The sequence below is a fragment of the Streptomyces sp. NPDC055287 genome (assembly GCF_053646035.1).
Genome location: NZ_JBSHNE010000004.1, coordinates 142,713 through 160,184, shown reverse-complemented (window position 1 = coordinate 160,184; position 17,472 = coordinate 142,713). Strand labels below are relative to the sequence as shown.

At 70.0% G+C, this 17,472-nt stretch carries 14 protein-coding genes; 7 read left to right on the top strand and 7 right to left on the bottom strand.

Annotated features, from left to right (window positions below):
• Positions 1-88 precede the first annotated feature (88 nt).
• Both ACWIHY_RS08740 and metH read right to left on the bottom strand, forming a co-directional pair.
• Positions 89-790, bottom strand: a complete 702-nt coding sequence (locus ACWIHY_RS08740) for an HAD family hydrolase (protein WP_454374920.1) — start codon at positions 788-790, stop codon at positions 89-91.
• A 99-nt stretch (positions 791-889) separates the two neighbouring features.
• A complete protein-coding gene (gene metH / locus ACWIHY_RS08735) occupies positions 890-4,408 on the bottom strand; it encodes a methionine synthase (protein ID WP_454374919.1) in 3,519 nt (1,172 codons plus the stop codon).
• A 238-nt stretch (positions 4,409-4,646) separates the two neighbouring features.
• On the opposite strand from metH, the gene ACWIHY_RS08730 reads away from it, so the two are divergent.
• The 6 genes from ACWIHY_RS08730 (at position 4,647) to ACWIHY_RS08705 (ending at position 11,625) form a co-directional block, all read left to right on the top strand.
• Positions 4,647-5,411 carry an IclR family transcriptional regulator gene (locus tag ACWIHY_RS08730; protein WP_454374918.1) on the top strand — a complete coding sequence of 255 codons (765 nt, stop codon included), beginning with the start codon at positions 4,647-4,649 and terminating at the stop codon, positions 5,409-5,411.
• A 244-nt stretch (positions 5,412-5,655) separates the two neighbouring features.
• Positions 5,656-6,444 (top strand): MIP/aquaporin family protein, encoded by a 789-nt coding sequence (locus ACWIHY_RS08725; RefSeq protein WP_454374917.1) that lies wholly within the window; start codon positions 5,656-5,658, stop codon positions 6,442-6,444.
• Between the two features lie 40 nt (positions 6,445-6,484).
• Positions 6,485-8,011, top strand: a complete 1,527-nt coding sequence (gene glpK / locus ACWIHY_RS08720; protein ID WP_454374916.1) for a glycerol kinase GlpK — start codon at positions 6,485-6,487, stop codon at positions 8,009-8,011.
• Positions 8,012-8,026: 15 nt separating this feature from the next.
• Positions 8,027-9,637: an FAD-dependent oxidoreductase gene (locus ACWIHY_RS08715; protein WP_454374915.1), complete on the top strand. Its 1,611-nt coding sequence runs from the start codon at positions 8,027-8,029 to the stop codon at positions 9,635-9,637.
• A 136-nt stretch (positions 9,638-9,773) separates the two neighbouring features.
• Positions 9,774-10,445: a FadR/GntR family transcriptional regulator gene (locus tag ACWIHY_RS08710; protein WP_454374914.1), complete on the top strand. Its 672-nt coding sequence runs from the start codon at positions 9,774-9,776 to the stop codon at positions 10,443-10,445.
• 163 nt (positions 10,446-10,608) lie between these two features.
• Positions 10,609-11,625: a PAC2 family protein gene (locus tag ACWIHY_RS08705; protein WP_454374913.1), complete on the top strand. Its 1,017-nt coding sequence runs from the start codon at positions 10,609-10,611 to the stop codon at positions 11,623-11,625.
• A gap of 336 nt (positions 11,626-11,961) precedes the next feature.
• Here ACWIHY_RS08705 and mshC read toward each other — a convergent pair whose 3' ends face one another.
• The 4 genes from mshC to ACWIHY_RS08685 form a co-directional block, all read right to left on the bottom strand.
• A complete protein-coding gene (mshC, locus tag ACWIHY_RS08700; protein WP_454374912.1) occupies positions 11,962-13,191 on the bottom strand; it encodes a cysteine--1-D-myo-inosityl 2-amino-2-deoxy-alpha-D-glucopyranoside ligase in 1,230 nt (409 codons plus the stop codon).
• Between the two features lie 84 nt (positions 13,192-13,275).
• A complete protein-coding gene (locus ACWIHY_RS08695; protein ID WP_454374911.1) occupies positions 13,276-14,118 on the bottom strand; it encodes an SCO1664 family protein in 843 nt (280 codons plus the stop codon).
• Entirely contained in the window at positions 14,082-14,672 is a 591-nt protein-coding gene (locus ACWIHY_RS08690; RefSeq protein ID WP_138894543.1) for a DUF3090 domain-containing protein, read from the bottom strand. Before ACWIHY_RS08690 ends, ACWIHY_RS08695 begins: the two co-directional genes overlap by 37 nt.
• A gap of 86 nt (positions 14,673-14,758) precedes the next feature.
• Positions 14,759-15,445: a histidine phosphatase family protein gene (locus ACWIHY_RS08685; RefSeq protein ID WP_454374910.1), complete on the bottom strand. Its 687-nt coding sequence runs from the start codon at positions 15,443-15,445 to the stop codon at positions 14,759-14,761.
• A 59-nt stretch (positions 15,446-15,504) separates the two neighbouring features.
• On the opposite strand from ACWIHY_RS08685, the gene corA reads away from it, so the two are divergent.
• Positions 15,505-16,497, top strand: coding sequence for a magnesium/cobalt transporter CorA (corA, locus tag ACWIHY_RS08680; protein WP_454374909.1), 993 nt, complete (start codon positions 15,505-15,507; stop codon positions 16,495-16,497).
• Between the two features lie 88 nt (positions 16,498-16,585).
• Here corA and ACWIHY_RS08675 read toward each other — a convergent pair whose 3' ends face one another.
• A complete protein-coding gene (locus ACWIHY_RS08675; protein ID WP_454374908.1) occupies positions 16,586-17,374 on the bottom strand; it encodes a ferritin-like domain-containing protein in 789 nt (262 codons plus the stop codon).
• Positions 17,375-17,472: the final 98 nt, after the last annotated feature.

The following is a 17,472-nucleotide window of genomic DNA, read 5'->3' as shown; positions in this document are numbered from 1 at the left end:
GTGCATTTCTATTTCCGCGCGTCACGGAAAATGCACGGTCCAATGCCGAGAGTTCCGCTCAATTGCGAAAGTACGCTCGGTGCGCGGTTCAGTTCATTCGCGTGATCAGGGTCGTGAGAAAAGCGAGATCGACTTCTTCGAGCGATCCCACGACCACCCGGCCGCGCGCGGGCGCGATCGGCGCGACGGACGGGACGGCCACCACGCGGCAGCCTGCGGCCTCGGCGGCAGCCACACCGGTCGCCGTGTCCTCGACGACCGCGCATCTCCCTGGATCGGCGCCGAGCCGCGCCGCGGCGTGCAGATACGGGTCCGGGTGCGGCTTCGTACGCGCCACCTCGTCGCCCGCGACCGTGAGCGTGAACATCTCCCGGCCGAGCGTCTCCAGGACACGGTCGATGATGCGCCGGTGCGAGGCGGAGACCAGCGCGGTGGGCACCTCGTGGGCGGCCAGTTCCGCCAACAGCCGCGCCGCTCCGGGCATCAGCGGCACTCCACTGCCGATGCGCTTCTCGAAGCGGTCGTTGAGCAGCACCGTGAGCTCGGGCAGCGTGATGTCCGCGCCGGTCACCTCGATGAGATAGCCCGCGCTGCGGGTCATCGGCCCGCCGACCACCACGTCGCGCCACGCCTCGTCCAGCACATGACCGAGGTCCGCGAAGACCTCCGCCTCGACCTCCCACCAGAAGCCCTCGGTGTCGACCAGGGTGCCGTCCATGTCGAGGAAGACAGCCTGCAGAGCGGAGCCTTCGGCCGTACGGGTACTGGGCGCGGGGACGGTACTGGTCATCCGGGCACACCTCCTGAAGGGGCGAGAAGGCCGGCCGTCTCCCCAGGTGGGAAGGCGACCGGCCTGCGCTGGACCGACCAGTGTACGACTCGTCCGGGACTATCGCGCGTTGAAGTACTTCGCCTCGGGGTGGTGGATGACGATGGCGTCGGTGGACTGCTCCGGGTGGAGCTGGAACTCCTCCGACAGATGGACCCCGATGCGCTCGGGCTGCAGCAGCTCGGCGATCTTCGCGCGGTCCTCCAGGTCGGGGCAGGCGCCGTAACCGAGCGAGAAGCGCGCGCCGCGGTACTTCAGCGCGAACATGTCCTCGACGGCGGCCGGGTCCTCGGCCCCGAAGCCGAGTTCGGTGCGGACCCGGGCGTGCCAGTACTCGGCGAGCGCCTCCGCCAGCTGCACGGACAGCCCGTGCAGTTCGAGGTAGTCGCGGTAGGAGTTCGATTCGAACAGCTCGGCCGTGGCCTCGCCGATCTTCGACCCCACCGTGACGACCTGGAGGCCGACCACGTCCGTCTCGCCCGACTCCTCGGGGCGGAAGAAGTCCGCGAGGCACAGGCGGCGGCCGCGGCGCTGACGCGGGAAGGTGAAGCGGGTGCGCTCCGATCCGTCCTCGTTCAGGAGGATCAGGTCGTCGCCCTTGGAGTGGCAGGGGAAGTAGCCGTGGACGACAGCGGCTTCGAGCAGGTTCCTGGTGTGGAGCTGCTCCAGCCAGCCGCGCAGCCGGGGACGGCCCTCCGTCTCGACGAGCTCCTCGTACGTCGGCCCGTCACCCGTGCGTGCCTGCTTGAGGCCCCACTGGCCCTTGAACAGCGCGTCCTCGTCGAGCCACGAGGCGTACTCCTTCAGGCCGATGCCCTTGACGACGCGGGTGCCCCAGAACGGCGGCTCGGGGACCGGGTTGTCGATGGAGACGTCGGAGCGTACGGAGCCTTCCGGCTCCTCGACCTCGAGCACGGCGGTCGCGGCGTTCTTCGGCACACGGCGCTGCTTGAGTTCGGGGAGCTTGGCGCCGGGGACGCCGCGCTTGACGCCGATCAGGGCGTCCATCAGACGCAGGCCCTCGAACGCGTCGCGGGCGTAGCGGACTTCGCCGTCGTAGATCTCGTGGAGGTCCTGTTCGACGTACGCCCTCGTCAGCGCGGCGCCGCCGAGGATGACCGGGAAGTCGGCGGCCATCTTGCGCTGGTTGAGCTCCTGGAGGTTCTCCTTCATGATCACGGTGGACTTCACCAGGAGACCGGACATGCCGATGACATCGGCGCGGTGCTCCTCGGCGGCCTCGAGGATCGCGGAGACGGGCTGCTTGATGCCGAGATTGACGACCGTGTAGCCGTTGTTGGACAGGATGATGTCGACGAGGTTCTTGCCGATGTCGTGGACGTCGCCGCGGACGGTGGCCAGCACGATCGTGCCCTTGCCCTCGTCGTCGGTCTTCTCCATGTGCGGCTCGAGGTACGCCACCGCCGTCTTCATGACCTCGGCGGACTGGAGTACGAACGGCAGCTGCATCTGCCCGGAGCCGAAGAGCTCGCCGACGACCTTCATGCCCTCCAGGAGCGTGTCGTTGACGATGTCCAGTGCCGGGCGCTCGGTCAGGGCCTCGTCGAGGTCGGCCTCCAGGCCCTTCTTCTCACCCTCGATGATGCGGCGCTGAAGGCGCTCGTCGAGCGGCAGCGCGAGGAGCTCCTCGGCCTTGCCGGCCTTCATCGACTTCGTGTCGACGCCCTCGAACAGCTCCAGGAACCGCTGCAGCGGGTCGTACCCCTCCTCTCGGCGGTCGTGGATGAGGTCGAGGGCGACCTTGATCTGCTCCTCGCCCAGGCGGGCGATCGGCAGGATCTTGCTCGCGTGCACGATCGCCGAGTCCAGGCCGGCCTTCACGCACTCGTCGAGGAAGACGGAGTTCAGGACGATGCGCGCGGCCGGGTTCAGGCCGAAGGAGATGTTCGACAGGCCGAGCGTGGTCTGCACGTCCGGGTGGCGCCGCTTCAGCTCGCGGATGGCCTCGATGGTGTTGACGCCGTCCTTGCGGGACTCCTCCTGCCCGGTGCAGATGGTGAAGGTGAGGCAGTCGATGAGGATGTCCGACTCGTGGATGCCCCAGTTGCCGGTGAGGTCGGCGATGATCCGCTCGGCGACCGCGACCTTGTGCTCGACGGAGCGGGCCTGGCCCTCCTCGTCGATGGTCAGCGCCATCAGCGCGGCGCCGTGCTCCCGCGCCAACTTGGTGACCTTCTGGAAGCGGGACTCGGGCCCGTCGCCGTCCTCGTAGTTGACCGAGTTGATGACCGCACGCCCGCCGAGCTTCTCCAGCCCGGCCCGCAGGACGTCCAGCTCGGTGGAGTCCAGCACGATGGGCAGGGTGGAGGCGGTGGCGAACCTGCCGGCCAGCTCCGCCATGTCGGCGGCTCCGTCGCGCCCCACGTAGTCGACGCACAGGTCGAGCATGTGCGCGCCCTCGCGGATCTGGTCGCGCGCCATCTCCACGCAGTCGTCCCAGCGGCCTTCCAGCATGGCCTCACGGAACTTCTTCGACCCGTTGGCGTTCGTACGCTCACCGATGGCCAGGTACGACGTGTCCTGCCGGAAGGGGACGGTCTGGTAGAGCGACGCGGCGCCCGGCTCGGGGCGCGGATCGCGCGCGGTCGGGGTGAGGTCGCGCACCCGCTCCACGACCTGGCGCAGGTGTTCGGGCGTCGTACCGCAGCAGCCACCCACCAGGGAGAGGCCGTACTCTCGGACGAAGGCTTCCTGTGCGTCGGCCAGCTCGGGGGCCGACAGGGGGTAGTGGGCGCCGTTCTTGCCCAGGACGGGGAGGCCGGCATTGGGCATGGCGGAGATCGGGACGCGCGAGTGGCGGGCGAGGTAGCGCAGGTGCTCGCTCATCTCGGCCGGGCCGGTGGCGCAGTTCAGGCCGATCATGTCGATGCCGAGCGGTTCCAGTGCGGTGAGCGCGGCGCCGATCTCGGAGCCCAGCAGCATGGTGCCGGTGGTCTCGACGGTGACGGAGCAGATCAGGGGGACCGTGACGCCGGCGACGTCCATGGCGCGGCGGGCCCCGATGATCGCGGACTTGGTCTGGAGGAGGTCCTGGGTGGTTTCCACCAGGAGCGCGTCGGCGCCGCCCGCGAGCATGCCTTCGGCGTTCTGCTGGTAGGCGTCGCGCAGCGTGATGTACGGGGCGTGGCCCAGCGTCGGCAGCTTGGTGCCGGGGCCCATCGAGCCGAGTACCCAGCGCTGACGGCCGTCCTTGGCCGCGAACTCGTCGGCGACCTCGCGGGCGATGCGGGCGCCCGACTCGGACAGCTCGAAGACCCGCTCGGGGATGTCGTACTCGGCGAGCGCGGCGAAGTTCGCGCCGAAGGTGTTGGTCTCGACGCAGTCCACGCCCACCGCGAAGTACTCCTCGTGGACGGTGCGCACGATGTCGGGGCGGGTGATGTTGAGGATCTCGTTGCAGCCTTCGAGGTTCTCGAAGTCCTCGAGGCTGGGGTCCTGCGCCTGGAGCATCGTGCCCATCGCCCCGTCGGCGACCACGACTCGGCTGGCGAGTGCTTCGCGGAGGGCGTCAGCGCGGCTGCTGTGGCTGGCAGGCGTGGGGGTTGGCAACGAGGCCATGGATCTGCTCCCTGGGGTGCGACGGCTGTCGGCTTTGCGCCCTCCCGGCGGAAGGCGCACCTGGCCAGCGTAGCCGTGACCCCGTCCGTGGCGGGAAGGCGTCCCACGGGGCGGACGGTGTCGCGTTCGTGCCGTGTTCTGATGGCTCACGGTCGGGGGCATGCCTCGGACGGTGACGCCAGGTCGGCATGAGCCGATAGTGTTCAGCATTGTCGAACCGAGGTGGAGGTGGCCGAGCGTGCCGAAGAACATCCAGTCGCTCGAGCGGGCGGCGGCGATGCTGCGCCTGCTCGCGGGTGGCGAGCGCAGGCTCGGACTGTCCGAGGTGGCCTCGTCCCTCGGTCTTGCCAAGGGTACGGCGCACGGCATCCTGCGGACCCTCCAGGCGGAGGGTTTTGTCGAACAGGATCCGGCGTCCGGCCGCTATCAGCTGGGCGCCGAGCTGCTGCGCCTCGGCAGCACCTATCTGGACGTGCACGAGCTGCGCGCCCGCGCGCTGGTCTGGACCGACGACCTGGCGCGCTCCAGCGGCGAGAGCGTCTATCTGGGCGTACTGCACCAGAGGGGCGTACTGATCGTCCACCACGTCTTCCGTCCGGACGACAGCCGGCAGGTGCTGGAGGTCGGGGCCATGCAGCCGCTGCACTCCTCCGCGCTGGGCAAGGTGCTGTCCGCGTACGACCCGGTGGCGCACAACGAGGTCCTCGAGAGCGAGCGCAAGACCTTCACCCCGCACACGATCACCGACGCGGAGGACTTCGAAGCGGTGCTCGACCTGACCCGAGCGCGCGGCTGGGCCGCGGACGTGGAGGAGACCTGGGACGGGGTGGCCTCGATCGCCGCCCCCATCCACGACCGCCGGCGGATGCCGGTCGGTGCGGTGGGCATCACCGGGGCGGTCGAGCGGGTCCGTAACGGCGGGGAGCTCCGTCCGGAGCTTGTCGCGGCCGTACGGGACTGCGCTCGCGCGGTGTCGCGGGATCTGGGCGCCAGCCGCTTCTGAGGCGCGCTCGGCCACTTCCTGTCACGCTGGTAACGATCGCGAAACCGGTCTCGGAACCCTTGACGCGCATCTTAACCGGGGGCAAAACTGCCGTTCATCGGTCGGCAATGCCGAACACCTACCGGCAATACGCGCTAGAGTGTGGCAACGCCAAGGGACCGGCAAGGCCCTCACCGAGGGCGCGGACCACCCGGAGGGACCCGGGGTTCGCCTTTCCCCTGGACGAAGGACAAAGGAGTCGCGGGTGTCCAGCTCCGACATCTTCATCGGCGAGATCATTGGTACCGCCGTACTCATCCTGCTCGGCGGTGGCGTCGTCGCCGCCGTCGTGCTCAAGCGCTCGAAGGCGCAGAACGCCGGCTGGCTGGCCATCACCTTCGGGTGGGGATTCGCCGTCATGACGGCGGTCTACATGACCGGCAGCCTCTCGGGCGCCCACCTCAACCCGGCGGTCACCGTCGGTATCGCGATCAAGGACAGCGACTGGAGCAACGTTCCGGTCTACTTCGCAGGCCAGATACTCGGTGCCATGGTCGGCGCCGCACTGGTCTGGATCGCGTACTACGGTCAGTTCCAGGCCCATCTCACGGACCCGGAGATCCTCGCGGACCAGCCGGCCGAAGAGGGCATGGTCGACCAGAAGGCCGCACCCAACGCCGGCCCGGTGCTCGGTGTCTTCTCCACCGGTCCCGAGGTACGGAACGTCTGGCAGAACCTGGCCACCGAGATCATCGGCACCGTCGTGCTGGTCCTCGCGGTGCTCACCCAGGGCCTCAACGACAGCGGCAAGGGTCTCGGCGTGCTCGGCGCGCTGATCACCGCCTTCGTCGTCGTCGGCATCGGCCTCTCCCTCGGCGGCCCGACGGGGTACGCGATCAACCCGGCCCGTGACCTGGGGCCGCGCATCGTGCACGCCCTGCTCCCGCTGCCGAACAAGGGCGGCTCCGACTGGAGCTACGCCTGGATCCCCGTTGTCGGCCCGCTGATCGGCGGAGCGCTCGCCGCGGGTATCTACAACATCGCGTTCGCCTGAGCCGACCGGCCGACCCTCTACAGACCTCCGGGAGCACACCGTGACCGACGCACACACCACCGGCCCGTTCATCGCGGCCATCGACCAGGGCACCACCTCCAGCCGCTGCATCGTCTTCGACAGGGACGGCCGGATCGTCTCGGTCGACCAGAAGGAGCACGAGCAGATCTTCCCGAAGCCGGGATGGGTCGAGCACGACGCGGCCGAGATCTGGACCAACGTCCAGGAAGTCGTCGCCAGCGCCATCTCCAAGGCGGGCATCACCCCCGCCGACGTCAAGGCGATCGGCATCACCAACCAGCGCGAGACCACGCTGCTCTGGGACAGGCACACCGGTGAGCCCGTCCACAACGCCATCGTGTGGCAGGACACCCGCACCGACGCCCTCTGCAAGGAGCTCGGCCGCAACGTCGGCCAGGACCGCTTCCGCCGCGAGACCGGCCTGCCGCTCGCGTCGTACTTCGCGGGTCCCAAGGTCCGCTGGCTGCTGGACAACGTCGAGGGCCTGCGCGAGCGCGCCGAGGCCGGCGACATCCTCTTCGGCACCATGGACTCCTGGGTCATCTGGAACCTGACGGGCGGCACCGACGGCGGCGTACACGTCACCGACGTCACCAACGCCTCGCGCACCCTTCTCATGAACCTGCACGAGATGCGCTGGGACGAGAAGATCCTCCAGTCGATGGACATCCCGGCCGCGGTGCTGCCGGAGATCCGTTCCTCCGCCGAGGTGTACGGAGTCGCCAAGGCCGGCCCGCTGAAGGGCGTGCCCGTCGCCTCCGCGCTCGGTGACCAGCAGGCGGCGCTGTTCGGCCAGACCTGCTTCGCCCAGGGCGAGGCGAAGTCCACGTACGGCACCGGCACCTTCATGCTGATGAACACCGGTGACACGCCCGTCAACTCGTACAACGGCCTGCTGACGACCGTCGGATACCAGATCGGCGACCAGAAGCCCGTCTACGCCCTCGAAGGCTCGATCGCCATCACCGGCGCGCTCGTCCAGTGGATGCGCGACCAGATGGGCCTGATCAAGTCCGCCGCCGAGATCGAGACGCTGGCCTCCTCCGTCGAGGACAACGGCGGCGCGTACTTCGTACCCGCCTTCTCCGGTCTGTTCGCCCCGTACTGGCGTCCCGACGCCCGCGGCGTGATCGCCGGCCTCACCCGGTACGTCACCAAGGCGCACATCGCCCGTGCCGTCCTCGAGGCCACCGCCTGGCAGACCCGCGAGATCAGTGACGCCATGACCAAGGACTCCGGCGTCGAGCTGACGGCCCTCAAGGTCGACGGCGGCATGACCTCCAACAACCTGCTGATGCAGACGCTCTCGGACTTCCTGGACGCACCGGTGGTGCGCCCGATGGTCGCCGAGACGACCTGCCTCGGCGCCGCCTACGCCGCCGGCCTCGCCGTCGGCTTCTGGTCCAGCACGGACGAGCTGCGCGCCAACTGGCGCAGGGCCGCCGAATGGACCCCCCGCATGGACGCCGCCACGCGGGACCGTGAGTACAAGAGCTGGCTCAAGGCCGTCGAGCGGTCCATGGGCTGGCTCGATGACGAGAGCTGACGAGGAGTTACCAAGATGACCACCCTGCAGAGCGTCCCGGCCCTCGGGACGCGCCCGGCCGACGGTTCGACCACGAGCCGCGCCGAAACCCGGGAGCAGCTTTCCAAGGCGACGTACGACCTCCTGGTGATCGGCGGCGGCATCCTGGGCATCTCCACTGCCTGGCACGCCGCTCAGTCGGGACTGCGGGTGGCCCTGGTGGACGCCGGTGACTTCGCCGGCGCCACCTCCTCCGCCTCCTCCAAGCTGCTCCACGGCGGACTGCGCTACCTCCAGACCGGCGCGGTCAAGCTGGTGGCGGAGAACCACTTCGAGCGGCGCGCCGTCTCCCGGGACGTCGCGCCGCACCTGGCCAACCCGCTGACCTTCTACCTCCCCGTCTACAAGGGCGGCCCGCACGGTGCGGCCAAGCTCGGCGCGGGCGTCTTCGCCTACTCGGCGCTGTCCGCCTTCGGCGACGGTGTCGGCCACGTCATCAGCCCGGCGAAGGCGTCCCGTGCGGTGCCCGAGCTGCGTACGGACGGCCTCAAGGCCGTCGCGGTCTACGGCGACGACCAGATGAACGACTCGCGCATGGCCCTGATGACGGTCCGTGCCGCCGTCGAGTCGGGCGCGACCGTCCTCAACCACGCCGAGGTCACCGGGCTTCGCTTCACCAACGGCCGGGTCACCGGCGCGGAGCTCAAGGACCGGCTCGACGGCGCTGAATTCGGCGTCACCGCCCGCCTGGTGCTCAACGCCACCGGGCCGTGGGTCGACCACCTGCGCAAGATGGAGAACCCGGACGCGGCGCCCTCCATCCGGCTCTCCAAGGGTGCGCACCTGGTGCTCAAGCGCACCGCCCCCTGGCGGGCCGCGCTGGCCACGCCGATCGACAAGTACCGCATCACCTTCGCACTGCCGTGGGAGGACCAGCTCCTGCTCGGCACGACCGACGAGGAGTACGAGGGCGACCCGGCGGATGTCGCGGTCAACGAGAAGGACATCGCCCAGATCCTGGACGAGGCCGCCTTCTCGATCCGCGACCAGCAGCTGTCCCGCGACCTGATCACGTACTCCTTCGCGGGTCTGCGGGTGCTGCCCGGCGGTCCCGGCGACACTTCGAAGGCCAAGCGCGAGACGGTCGTCACCGAGGGACGCGGCGGCATGCTGTCGGTCGCCGGCGGCAAGTGGACGACGTTCCGTCACATCGGCCGCACCGTCATGAACAAGCTCGCCGCCCTGCCCGGCCACCCGCTGGGCGAGGACATGGAGCCGATCTCGCGGCTGCCCAGGAAGCTGCCGCTGCCCGGCATATCCAACCCGAACGCGGTCGCGCACCGGCTGCTCGTCGACGGCGGTACGCCCGGCCCGCGGATGGCCGCCGACACCGCCCGCCACCTGGCCACGCACTACGGCTCGCTGTCCTTCGACATCGCGCGCCTGGCCAACGAGGACCCGGCGCTCGCCGAGCGCGTCCACCCGGACGCGCCGGAGATCTGGGCGCAGGTCGTGTACGCCCGTGACCACGAGTGGGCCGAGACGGCGGACGACGTACTGCGCCGCCGTACGACGCTGACGATCCGCGGTCTGGCCACGGACGAGGTCCGTGCCAACGTCGAGGACGTGCTGGGCCGCAAGGCCTGAGGCGTTTCGTTCGGGCTCGAAAGGTAAGGGGCAGCCGCCACGGCGGCTGCCCCTTACCCATTGCCTCACCCGCGGGCGCTTCCTACCACATAATGGGCGCCAGACATCGGATGTCTGAGCGACTGGGAGACCCACTGTGGCTGTCACCGACGAGGCGATCGGGAAGATCAAGGAAATGATCGTCTCGGGGGCCCTGCGCCCCGGCGACCGTCTCCCCAAGGAGAGCGAGCTGGCCGCCGGGCTGGGTCTGTCGCGCAACTCGCTGCGCGAGGCGGTACGCGCCCTGTCGCTGATCCGGATTCTCGACGTACGGCAGGGCGACGGCACGTACGTCACGAGTCTCGATCCGCACCTGCTGCTCGAAGCGATGAGTTTCGTCGTGGACTTCCACCGGGACGACACCGTGCTGGAGTTCCTCGCTGTACGCCGCATCCTGGAGCCCGCCGCGACCGCGATGGCCGCCACCCGGATCGGCGCGGTGGAACTGGACGCGCTCGGCTCGCAGTTGGACGCCCTGGGGCCGCGTCCGTCCGTCGAGGAGCTGGTCGCGAGCGACCTCGAGTTCCACCGCCGCATCGTGCAGGGCTCCGGCAACTCGGTGCTGTGTTCGCTGCTCGACGCGCTCTCCGGGCCTGCCACCCGGGCGCGCGTATGGCGGGGGCTGACCCAGGAGGACGCGGTCGGCCGAACGCTCAACGAGCACCGCGCGATCCTCGCCGCCCTGCGCGACCAGGACGCCGAAGCCGCCAAGTCGTGGGCGACGGTGCACATCGCGAGCGTCGAGCAGTGGTTGCGCTCGACCCTGTAGGGCGATGCGGGACGGTGCAGGGCGCTCCAGACATCGGGGCTCTGTTTTCGAATGATTCGGCGGGCGAAGGGCACGCTTCCCGCGTGCGCATCAGGCGTCCCCGCACCTGGTGGAAGCCGTAAGGTTGGTGCGTGGACAAGGGAACTTCGAAAGGGGGCACTGGGTGATCGAGCTCGAGGGGGTTCCCGAGCTGATCGACCCGGTCATGGTGGCCGCGTTCGAGGGCTGGAACGACGCCGGCGACGCCGCCTCCACCGCGGTGGCGCATCTGGACCGGGAATGGAAGGGCGAGGTCTTCGCGGCGCTCGACGCCGAGGACTACTACGACTTCCAGGTCAACCGGCCCACGGTGTTCATCGACGGCGGAGTCCGTAAGATCACCTGGCCCACGACACGGCTGTCGGTCGTACGGATCGGCGGCGACAAGCCCCGTGACCTCGTGCTGGTCCGCGGCATCGAGCCGTCCATGCGCTGGCGCTCGTACTGCAACGAGATCCTCGGCTTCGCGCACGAACTGGGCGTCGAGATGATCGTGATCCTCGGCGCACTGCTCGGCGACACCCCGCACACCCGGCCCGTGCCGGTCAGCGGCGTGACGTCGGACGCGGACCTCGCGCGGACCATGGATCTGGAGGAGACCAAGTACGAAGGGCCCACGGGCATCGTCGGAATCCTCCAGGAGGCCTGTACGCACGCGGGTGTGCCGGCGGTGAGCCTGTGGGCCGCAGTGCCGCACTACGTGTCGCAGCCGCCGAACCCCAAGGCCACGCTGGCGCTTCTCAACCGCCTCGAAGACCTCATCGACCTGCGGATCCCGCTCGGCGAACTGCCCGAGGACGCACGGGCGTGGCAGGTCGGCGTGGACCAACTGGCCGCCGAGGACAGCGAGGTCGCGGAGTACGTGCAGTCGCTGGAGGAGGCGCGGGACACCGCGGAGCTTCCCGAGGCGACGGGCGAGGCGATCGCCCGCGAGTTCGAGCGGTACCTGCGGCGACGCGACGGCGGCCCGGGCCCCGGTCACGCGACAGACGGGACCGAGGGCACCGGTACGTACCTGCGGGACAGTTCCGGCGGCCGTACGCGGCCCCCGAAGCCGCCCCGCGCGGAGCCCGGTTCCCCGCCGGAGGGACCGGAAGGCGCGGGAGGCTCCGACGGGGCGGAAGGCTCCACCGAGGAGTGAAGCGGGGCGGCGCCGGACGGCGCCGCCAGGTCGCTCCGCCGCGGGTGTCGGCGGCCCTGGTCCGGCGGGAACAGCCGCCGGCGATGAACAGACGCCCCGCTCCGTCGAGTTCGAAACCGACGGACATCGTGCCCGTACGCGCCCGTGCCCTCACTGATGATCCGGCCACGGCCGGGTCGCGAGGCTCGCGGCGCTCCGCCGGAGCGAGCACCTCGCCACACGACCACATGCCCGCCTTCGACCGCGGCGTCCGGCCGAAAGCCGGCAGCGAACAACCGGAACCGCCCCCGGCCCTCTCCGGGAGAGGTCCAGGGGCGGGATTGGCCGGAAAGACGTCTACAAGGCCACGCCGAGCAGCGCGTCGACGGCACGCGAGACGACACCGGGTGCGCCTTCGTCCGTACCGCCTTCGGACGCCTGGAGGGCGGCCCAGCGGTCCACGGCGGCGAGTGCGGCCGGGGCGTCGAGGTCGTTGGAGAGCGCCTCGCGGATCTCCTCGACCAGGGCGTCGGCGGACGGCCCGTCGGGGCGGGACACCGCCGCGCGCCAGCGCCCGAGCCGCTCAAGGGCGTCTTCGAGCACCTGGTCCGTCCACTCCCAGTCGGCCCGGTAGTGGTGCGCCAGGAGCGTGAGGCGGATGGCCGCCGGGTCCACGCCGTCACGGCGCAGCTTGGACACGAAGACCAGGTTGCCCTTGGACTTCGACATCTTCTCGCCGTCCAGGGCCACCATGCCGGCGTGTACGTACGTCTTGGCGAACGGGTACTCACCGGTCAGCGCCTGGGCGTGGGAGGCGCCCATCTCGTGGTGCGGGAAGGCCAGGTCCGATCCGCCTCCCTGCACGTCGAAGCCCATCCCCAGATGGTCCAACGCGATCGCCACGCACTCGATGTGCCAGCCGGGCCTGCCGCGGCCGAGCGAGGCGCCGTCCCAGCTCGGCTCGCCCTCACGGGCGGCCATCCAGAGCATCGGGTCGAGCGGGTTCTTCTTGCCGGGGCGCTCGGGGTCGCCGCCGCGCTCGGCGGACAGCAGCCGCATCGCGTCGGCTTCGAGACCGGACACCTCGCCGAAGTGCGGGTCGGCCTCGACGGAGAAGTACACGTCACCTTCGAGTTCGTACGCCGCGCCCGCCTCCCGCAGCCGCTCGATGAGCGGCACGATGCCGGGTATGGCCTCGACGGCGCCGATGTAGTGCTGCGGCGGGAGCATCCGCAGGGCGGTCATGTCCTCGCGGAACAACGCGGTTTCGCGCTCCGCGAGTTCGGTCCAGTCATGTCCGTCGCGGATCGCCCGCTCGAGCAGCGGGTCGTCCACGTCCGTGACGTTCTGGACGTAATGAACCTGCCGCTTGGTGTCGAGCCACACGCGCTGCACAAGGTCGAACGCGTTGTAGGTCGCCGCGTGACCGATGTGGGTCGCGTCGTACGGGGTGATACCGCAGACGTAGATTCGGGCGACGGGACCGGGGTCGAGGGTGATCAACCCACTGGTCGCGGTGTCGTGGATCTGGAGGTCGCGGCCCTTGCCAGGCAGGGCGGGGACCTCAGAAGCGGGCCAGGCATGCATGCCTCGAGCGTAACCGGACGCACGTTCCGGATACGAACCGGATACGAAATCGTGTCCGGCAAGGCACCCTTGCGCGGACCCTGTCTAAACCGGCGGCCACGGAATGGCCGGCCAGTCGCCGCTCGGCTCCGGATGGCGTGCCGTCGTGCGGAGCGTCGCCACCCGCGCGCGCAGTGCCTCCACCTCCGCCGGAGTGATCAGCTCGGCCATGCGGGTGCCGAGCGGGTTCCCCGGGGCCAGGTCCTGCGCCAGCCGGTCCACCACTCCGGTGGCCTCGGCCGTCAGCGGCTCGCCCGCCCAGCCCCACAGGAGCGTGCGGAGCTTGTCCTCGGCGTTGAACGTGACCCCGTGATCGATGCCGTACAGCTTCCCGTCCGCCGTCGGCAGCAGGTGCCCGCCCTTGCGGTCGGCGTTGTTGATGACCGCGTCCAGGACCGCCAGCCGGCGCAGGCGCGGATCGTCGGCGTGCACGAGGAGCGCTGTGCGCCCTTCCCCCACGTCGGCGAAGGCGATCGCCTTCCAGCCCTCCGCGGGCTCCTCGTCCTCGACCAGGGCGAGCAGCTCCCCGTCGGTCCCGTCGGCGGCCGTCTCGATCCACAGCTGGCACATGCCCTCGCCGTACGGGCCGTCGCGCAGCACGGTCGGCGGCACGAGGCCCCACCCCGTCGCCTCGGAGATCTCGTACGCCGCCACCTCCCGCTGTGCGAGCGTGCCGTCGGGGAAGTCCCACAGCGGCCGCTCACCGGCGACCGGCTTGTACACGCAGGACGCCGACACACCGTCGTACTCGATCCCGCAGTGCAGCACGGCGTTGGAGGCCTCGCGCACGCGTCCGCGCACCGTGAGCTGCCCCTTCGCCAGCACGGTGAGGAGGTCGGTGTCCGCCGGAGTCACGCTCCGCGGCGGTATCCGTTCTGACGCGGGCATACGTGTCCCTCCGGATCGAGCGGCAGGCTGCACAGCGGGCACGGCGGCCGGCCCGCGTTGACGACGTCGAGGGCGCGCTTGGCGAAGGCTCTGGCCTGCGCGCCGCTGAGCCGGACCCGCAGCATGGGCGGGCCGTTCTCCTCGTCCTGGAGCAGCCGCTCCTCTGCCTCCGCGAGATCCTCTTCGGTCTCCACGTCCAGCTCGACGAGGGCCTGCGCCTCGACGATCATGCGTTGTTCCTCACCGTCCCAGGCCAGCGCCATGGTGCCGACGCGGAACTCCTCCTCGACGGGGGCGTCCAGCGGCGCGCTGTCGGTGACATCGGCGGGGGCCACGGCCGGCACGGGGGCGTTGCCCCCGGTGCGGCGTACCACCTCGTCGAGCAGCTCGTCGATCCGCTCGGCGAGCGCCGCGACCTGGGTCTTCTCCAGGGCGACGCTGGTGACACGGCCGGCCGCGGATGCCTGCAGGAAGAACGTACGGCGTCCAGGCAGCCCGACCGTACCGGCGACAAAGCGGTCCGGCGGGTCGTAGAGGAACACCTGACGGGACACGTCCTGATCTCCCTTGAAATCGTCTGTGCGGTGAAATCGTCTTCATGCGCGGCCCTGGGGCGCGTCCACCCTACTGCGCGGAGCGATCACGGTGCGCCTGCGCCGCCCCCTACGGCCGCGTCCCCGTCATTGGCGCTCTCGCGCGGCGCCAGCGAGGAGAGGTCGCCCGTGTCGCCGAGGCGCACAAGAAAGGGCCGCAGCCCGGTGTACCGGATGGCCGTCAGGGAACACGGGTCCACGTGAATCCGCTGGAAGAGGTCAAGATGGAGCCCGAGTGCGTCCGCGACGACGGACTTGATGATGTCGCCGTGGGAGCACATGAGGTACACGGCGTCCTCGCCGTGTTCGGCCTCGATACGGGCGTTCCAGTCCCGTACGGCGTCGACCGCGCGCGCCTGCATGGCGCGCATCGACTCACCGCCCGGGAACGTCACGGAGGACGGGTGCTGTTGCACGGCGGCCATCAGCGGCTCGTCGGAGAGCTCGGCGAGCTTGCGTCCCGACCAGTCGCCGTAGTGGCACTCCCCTATCCGTTCGTCGGTGTGCAGCGGGAGGCCGGGCCGGGCGTCGAGCAGCGGCTGGAGGGTCTCACGGCAGCGTTCGAGGGGGCTGGTCACCGCCGCGGCGAGCGGCACGTCGGCGAGCCTGCCGGGCAGCGCGGCCGCCTGGGCGGCGCCGCGCTCGTCGAGCGTGACGCCTGGCGTCCAGCCTGCGAGGAGCCCGGCCGTGTTGGCGGTGGAACGTCCGTGGCGTACGAGGATCAGCGTGGCCATGGCCGCCAGCCTAGGCGGAAGTCGGCTCCTGGGTGCGCCGGGACCCGTACCGGGGGAGAATGCGCGCCGTGATCGTCGACTGTGCCATCTACCGGGAAGGGTGCCGCACCGAGGGCCCTTCCGACTTCTCCGACGCCCTCGCCGAGGCGCGGGCCACCGGCGACGCCTTCCTGTGGATCGGGCTGCACGAGCCGACCGAGAAGGAATTCGCTCTGGTGAGCAGCGAGTTCGGCCTGCACCCGCTGGCCGTCGAGGACGCGCTGTCGGCGCATCAGCGGCCCAAGCTGGAGGTGTACGACGACTCGCTCTTCGCGGTGCTGAAGCCGGTGATCTACGAGCCGGAGAGCGACACCGTGACGACGGGCGAGCTGATGGTCTTCGTCGGCGACTCGTTCGTGGTGACCGTACGGCACGGCGAGGGCGCCCCGCTGGCGGCCGTACGCCACCGCCTGGAAGCCGAGCCCCAGGTCCTGCGGCACGGCCCGACCGCCGTCCTGTACGCCGTGAGCGACGCCGTCGTCGACCACTACATAGAGGTCGGTGCCGAGCTCCAGACCGACCTGGAGGAACTGGAGGCGGAGGTCTTCGCGCCGGTCGGCAGCGACTCCAAGAACACCGCCGCGCGGATCTACACGTTCAAGCGCCAGGTCCTCGAGTTCCGTCGCGCGACGGGCCCGCTCGCCCAGCCGATGCTGCGGCTGTCGAGTCCCGGGCTGCCGTTCGTCGACGAGCACGCGCAGCCCTTCTTCCGGGATGTCAGCGATCACCTGACGCGCGCGAACGAGCAGGTCGACGGGCTCGACCGGCTGCTGTCCGACATCCTGTCCGCGCATCTGGCGCAGATGAGCGTCCGGCAGAACGACGACATGCGGAAGATCTCGGCGTGGGCGGCGATGGCCGCGGTTCCGACCATGGTCGCGGGGATCTACGGCATGAACTTCGAGCACATGCCCGAGCTGACCTCGGTGTGGGCCTATCCGGGCGTGATCATGCTGATGGTGGTGTGCGAGATCGGGCTGTACCGGCTGTTCAAGCGCCGCGGCTGGCTCTGACGGACCGTCCACCGGCCACCGCCCGGACCGACCGGGCCCCACGGGCGGGGCCGGTTCCAAGGGTCGGCGGGAACAGCCGGTCCGCCGCTCAGACGACTCCGGCCGCCGACGTCGCCGGGCCGCCCAGCGCGTCGCGCCGCTGCGGCGCCGACAGGCTCACCATGCGCCGCCAGCCGCCGAGGCGCTCGTACGCGTACATGGCGTGGATGCCGGCGGCGAGCGTGGCGGACTTGGCCTTCGGCCACTTCAGTACGCGCCCCATGTGGCCCATGACGGCGAGGCTGACGTCCCGGTAGACGCGGCACTCCTCCATGGCGCACTCGCGCAGGACGCGCTGGATCGTACGGCCGTGGCCCGCGCGGGCCAGCCGGAGGAGCTCCTCGTGGCAGTACGAGAGGTGGTTCTCCTCGTCGTCGCAGATCATCCTGATCGGCCTGCCCGCCTCGGGGTGGTCGCCGAAGTACTTGACCAGCATGTCCATCTGGTCGGCGGCCCGTTGTTCGGTCACCCGGCTGTGCGAGAGGTAGACGAGGATGTCCTGCTCGGTCAGCGGCTCGTCGCGGCGCAGCTTGTCGTGGGCGAGGCCGATGCCGCGCTGTTCGAGCAGCATCGTGTAGTCGGTTTCCGGCGGGACCGGGACCGGGTCGAGTTCCCGCTTCTTGAGCAGGGCGTTGAAGAGCCGGCCGTGCTTGTCCTCGTCGGCACCGTGCCGGGTGATCTTCGGGGCGAGGTACCTCATGGTCTCGGGCACGAGGGCCGCGATCCTGCCGTTCTCCCAGCCGCCCTGCGTCTCGCCGCTGGCGGCTATGGAGCAGAAGAGCTGGAAGGAAGCGTCGTTGTCGAGAATTTCCTGGAAGAGACTTCGGGCCGACAGCATCACTGATACCTCCGTGTACCTCCGTGCAGGCGTCCGCAAAGAACAAGTCAAGAGCGGTACGGGACGGCAGGCAACAGGGGCGGCGGTCAACTCCACCG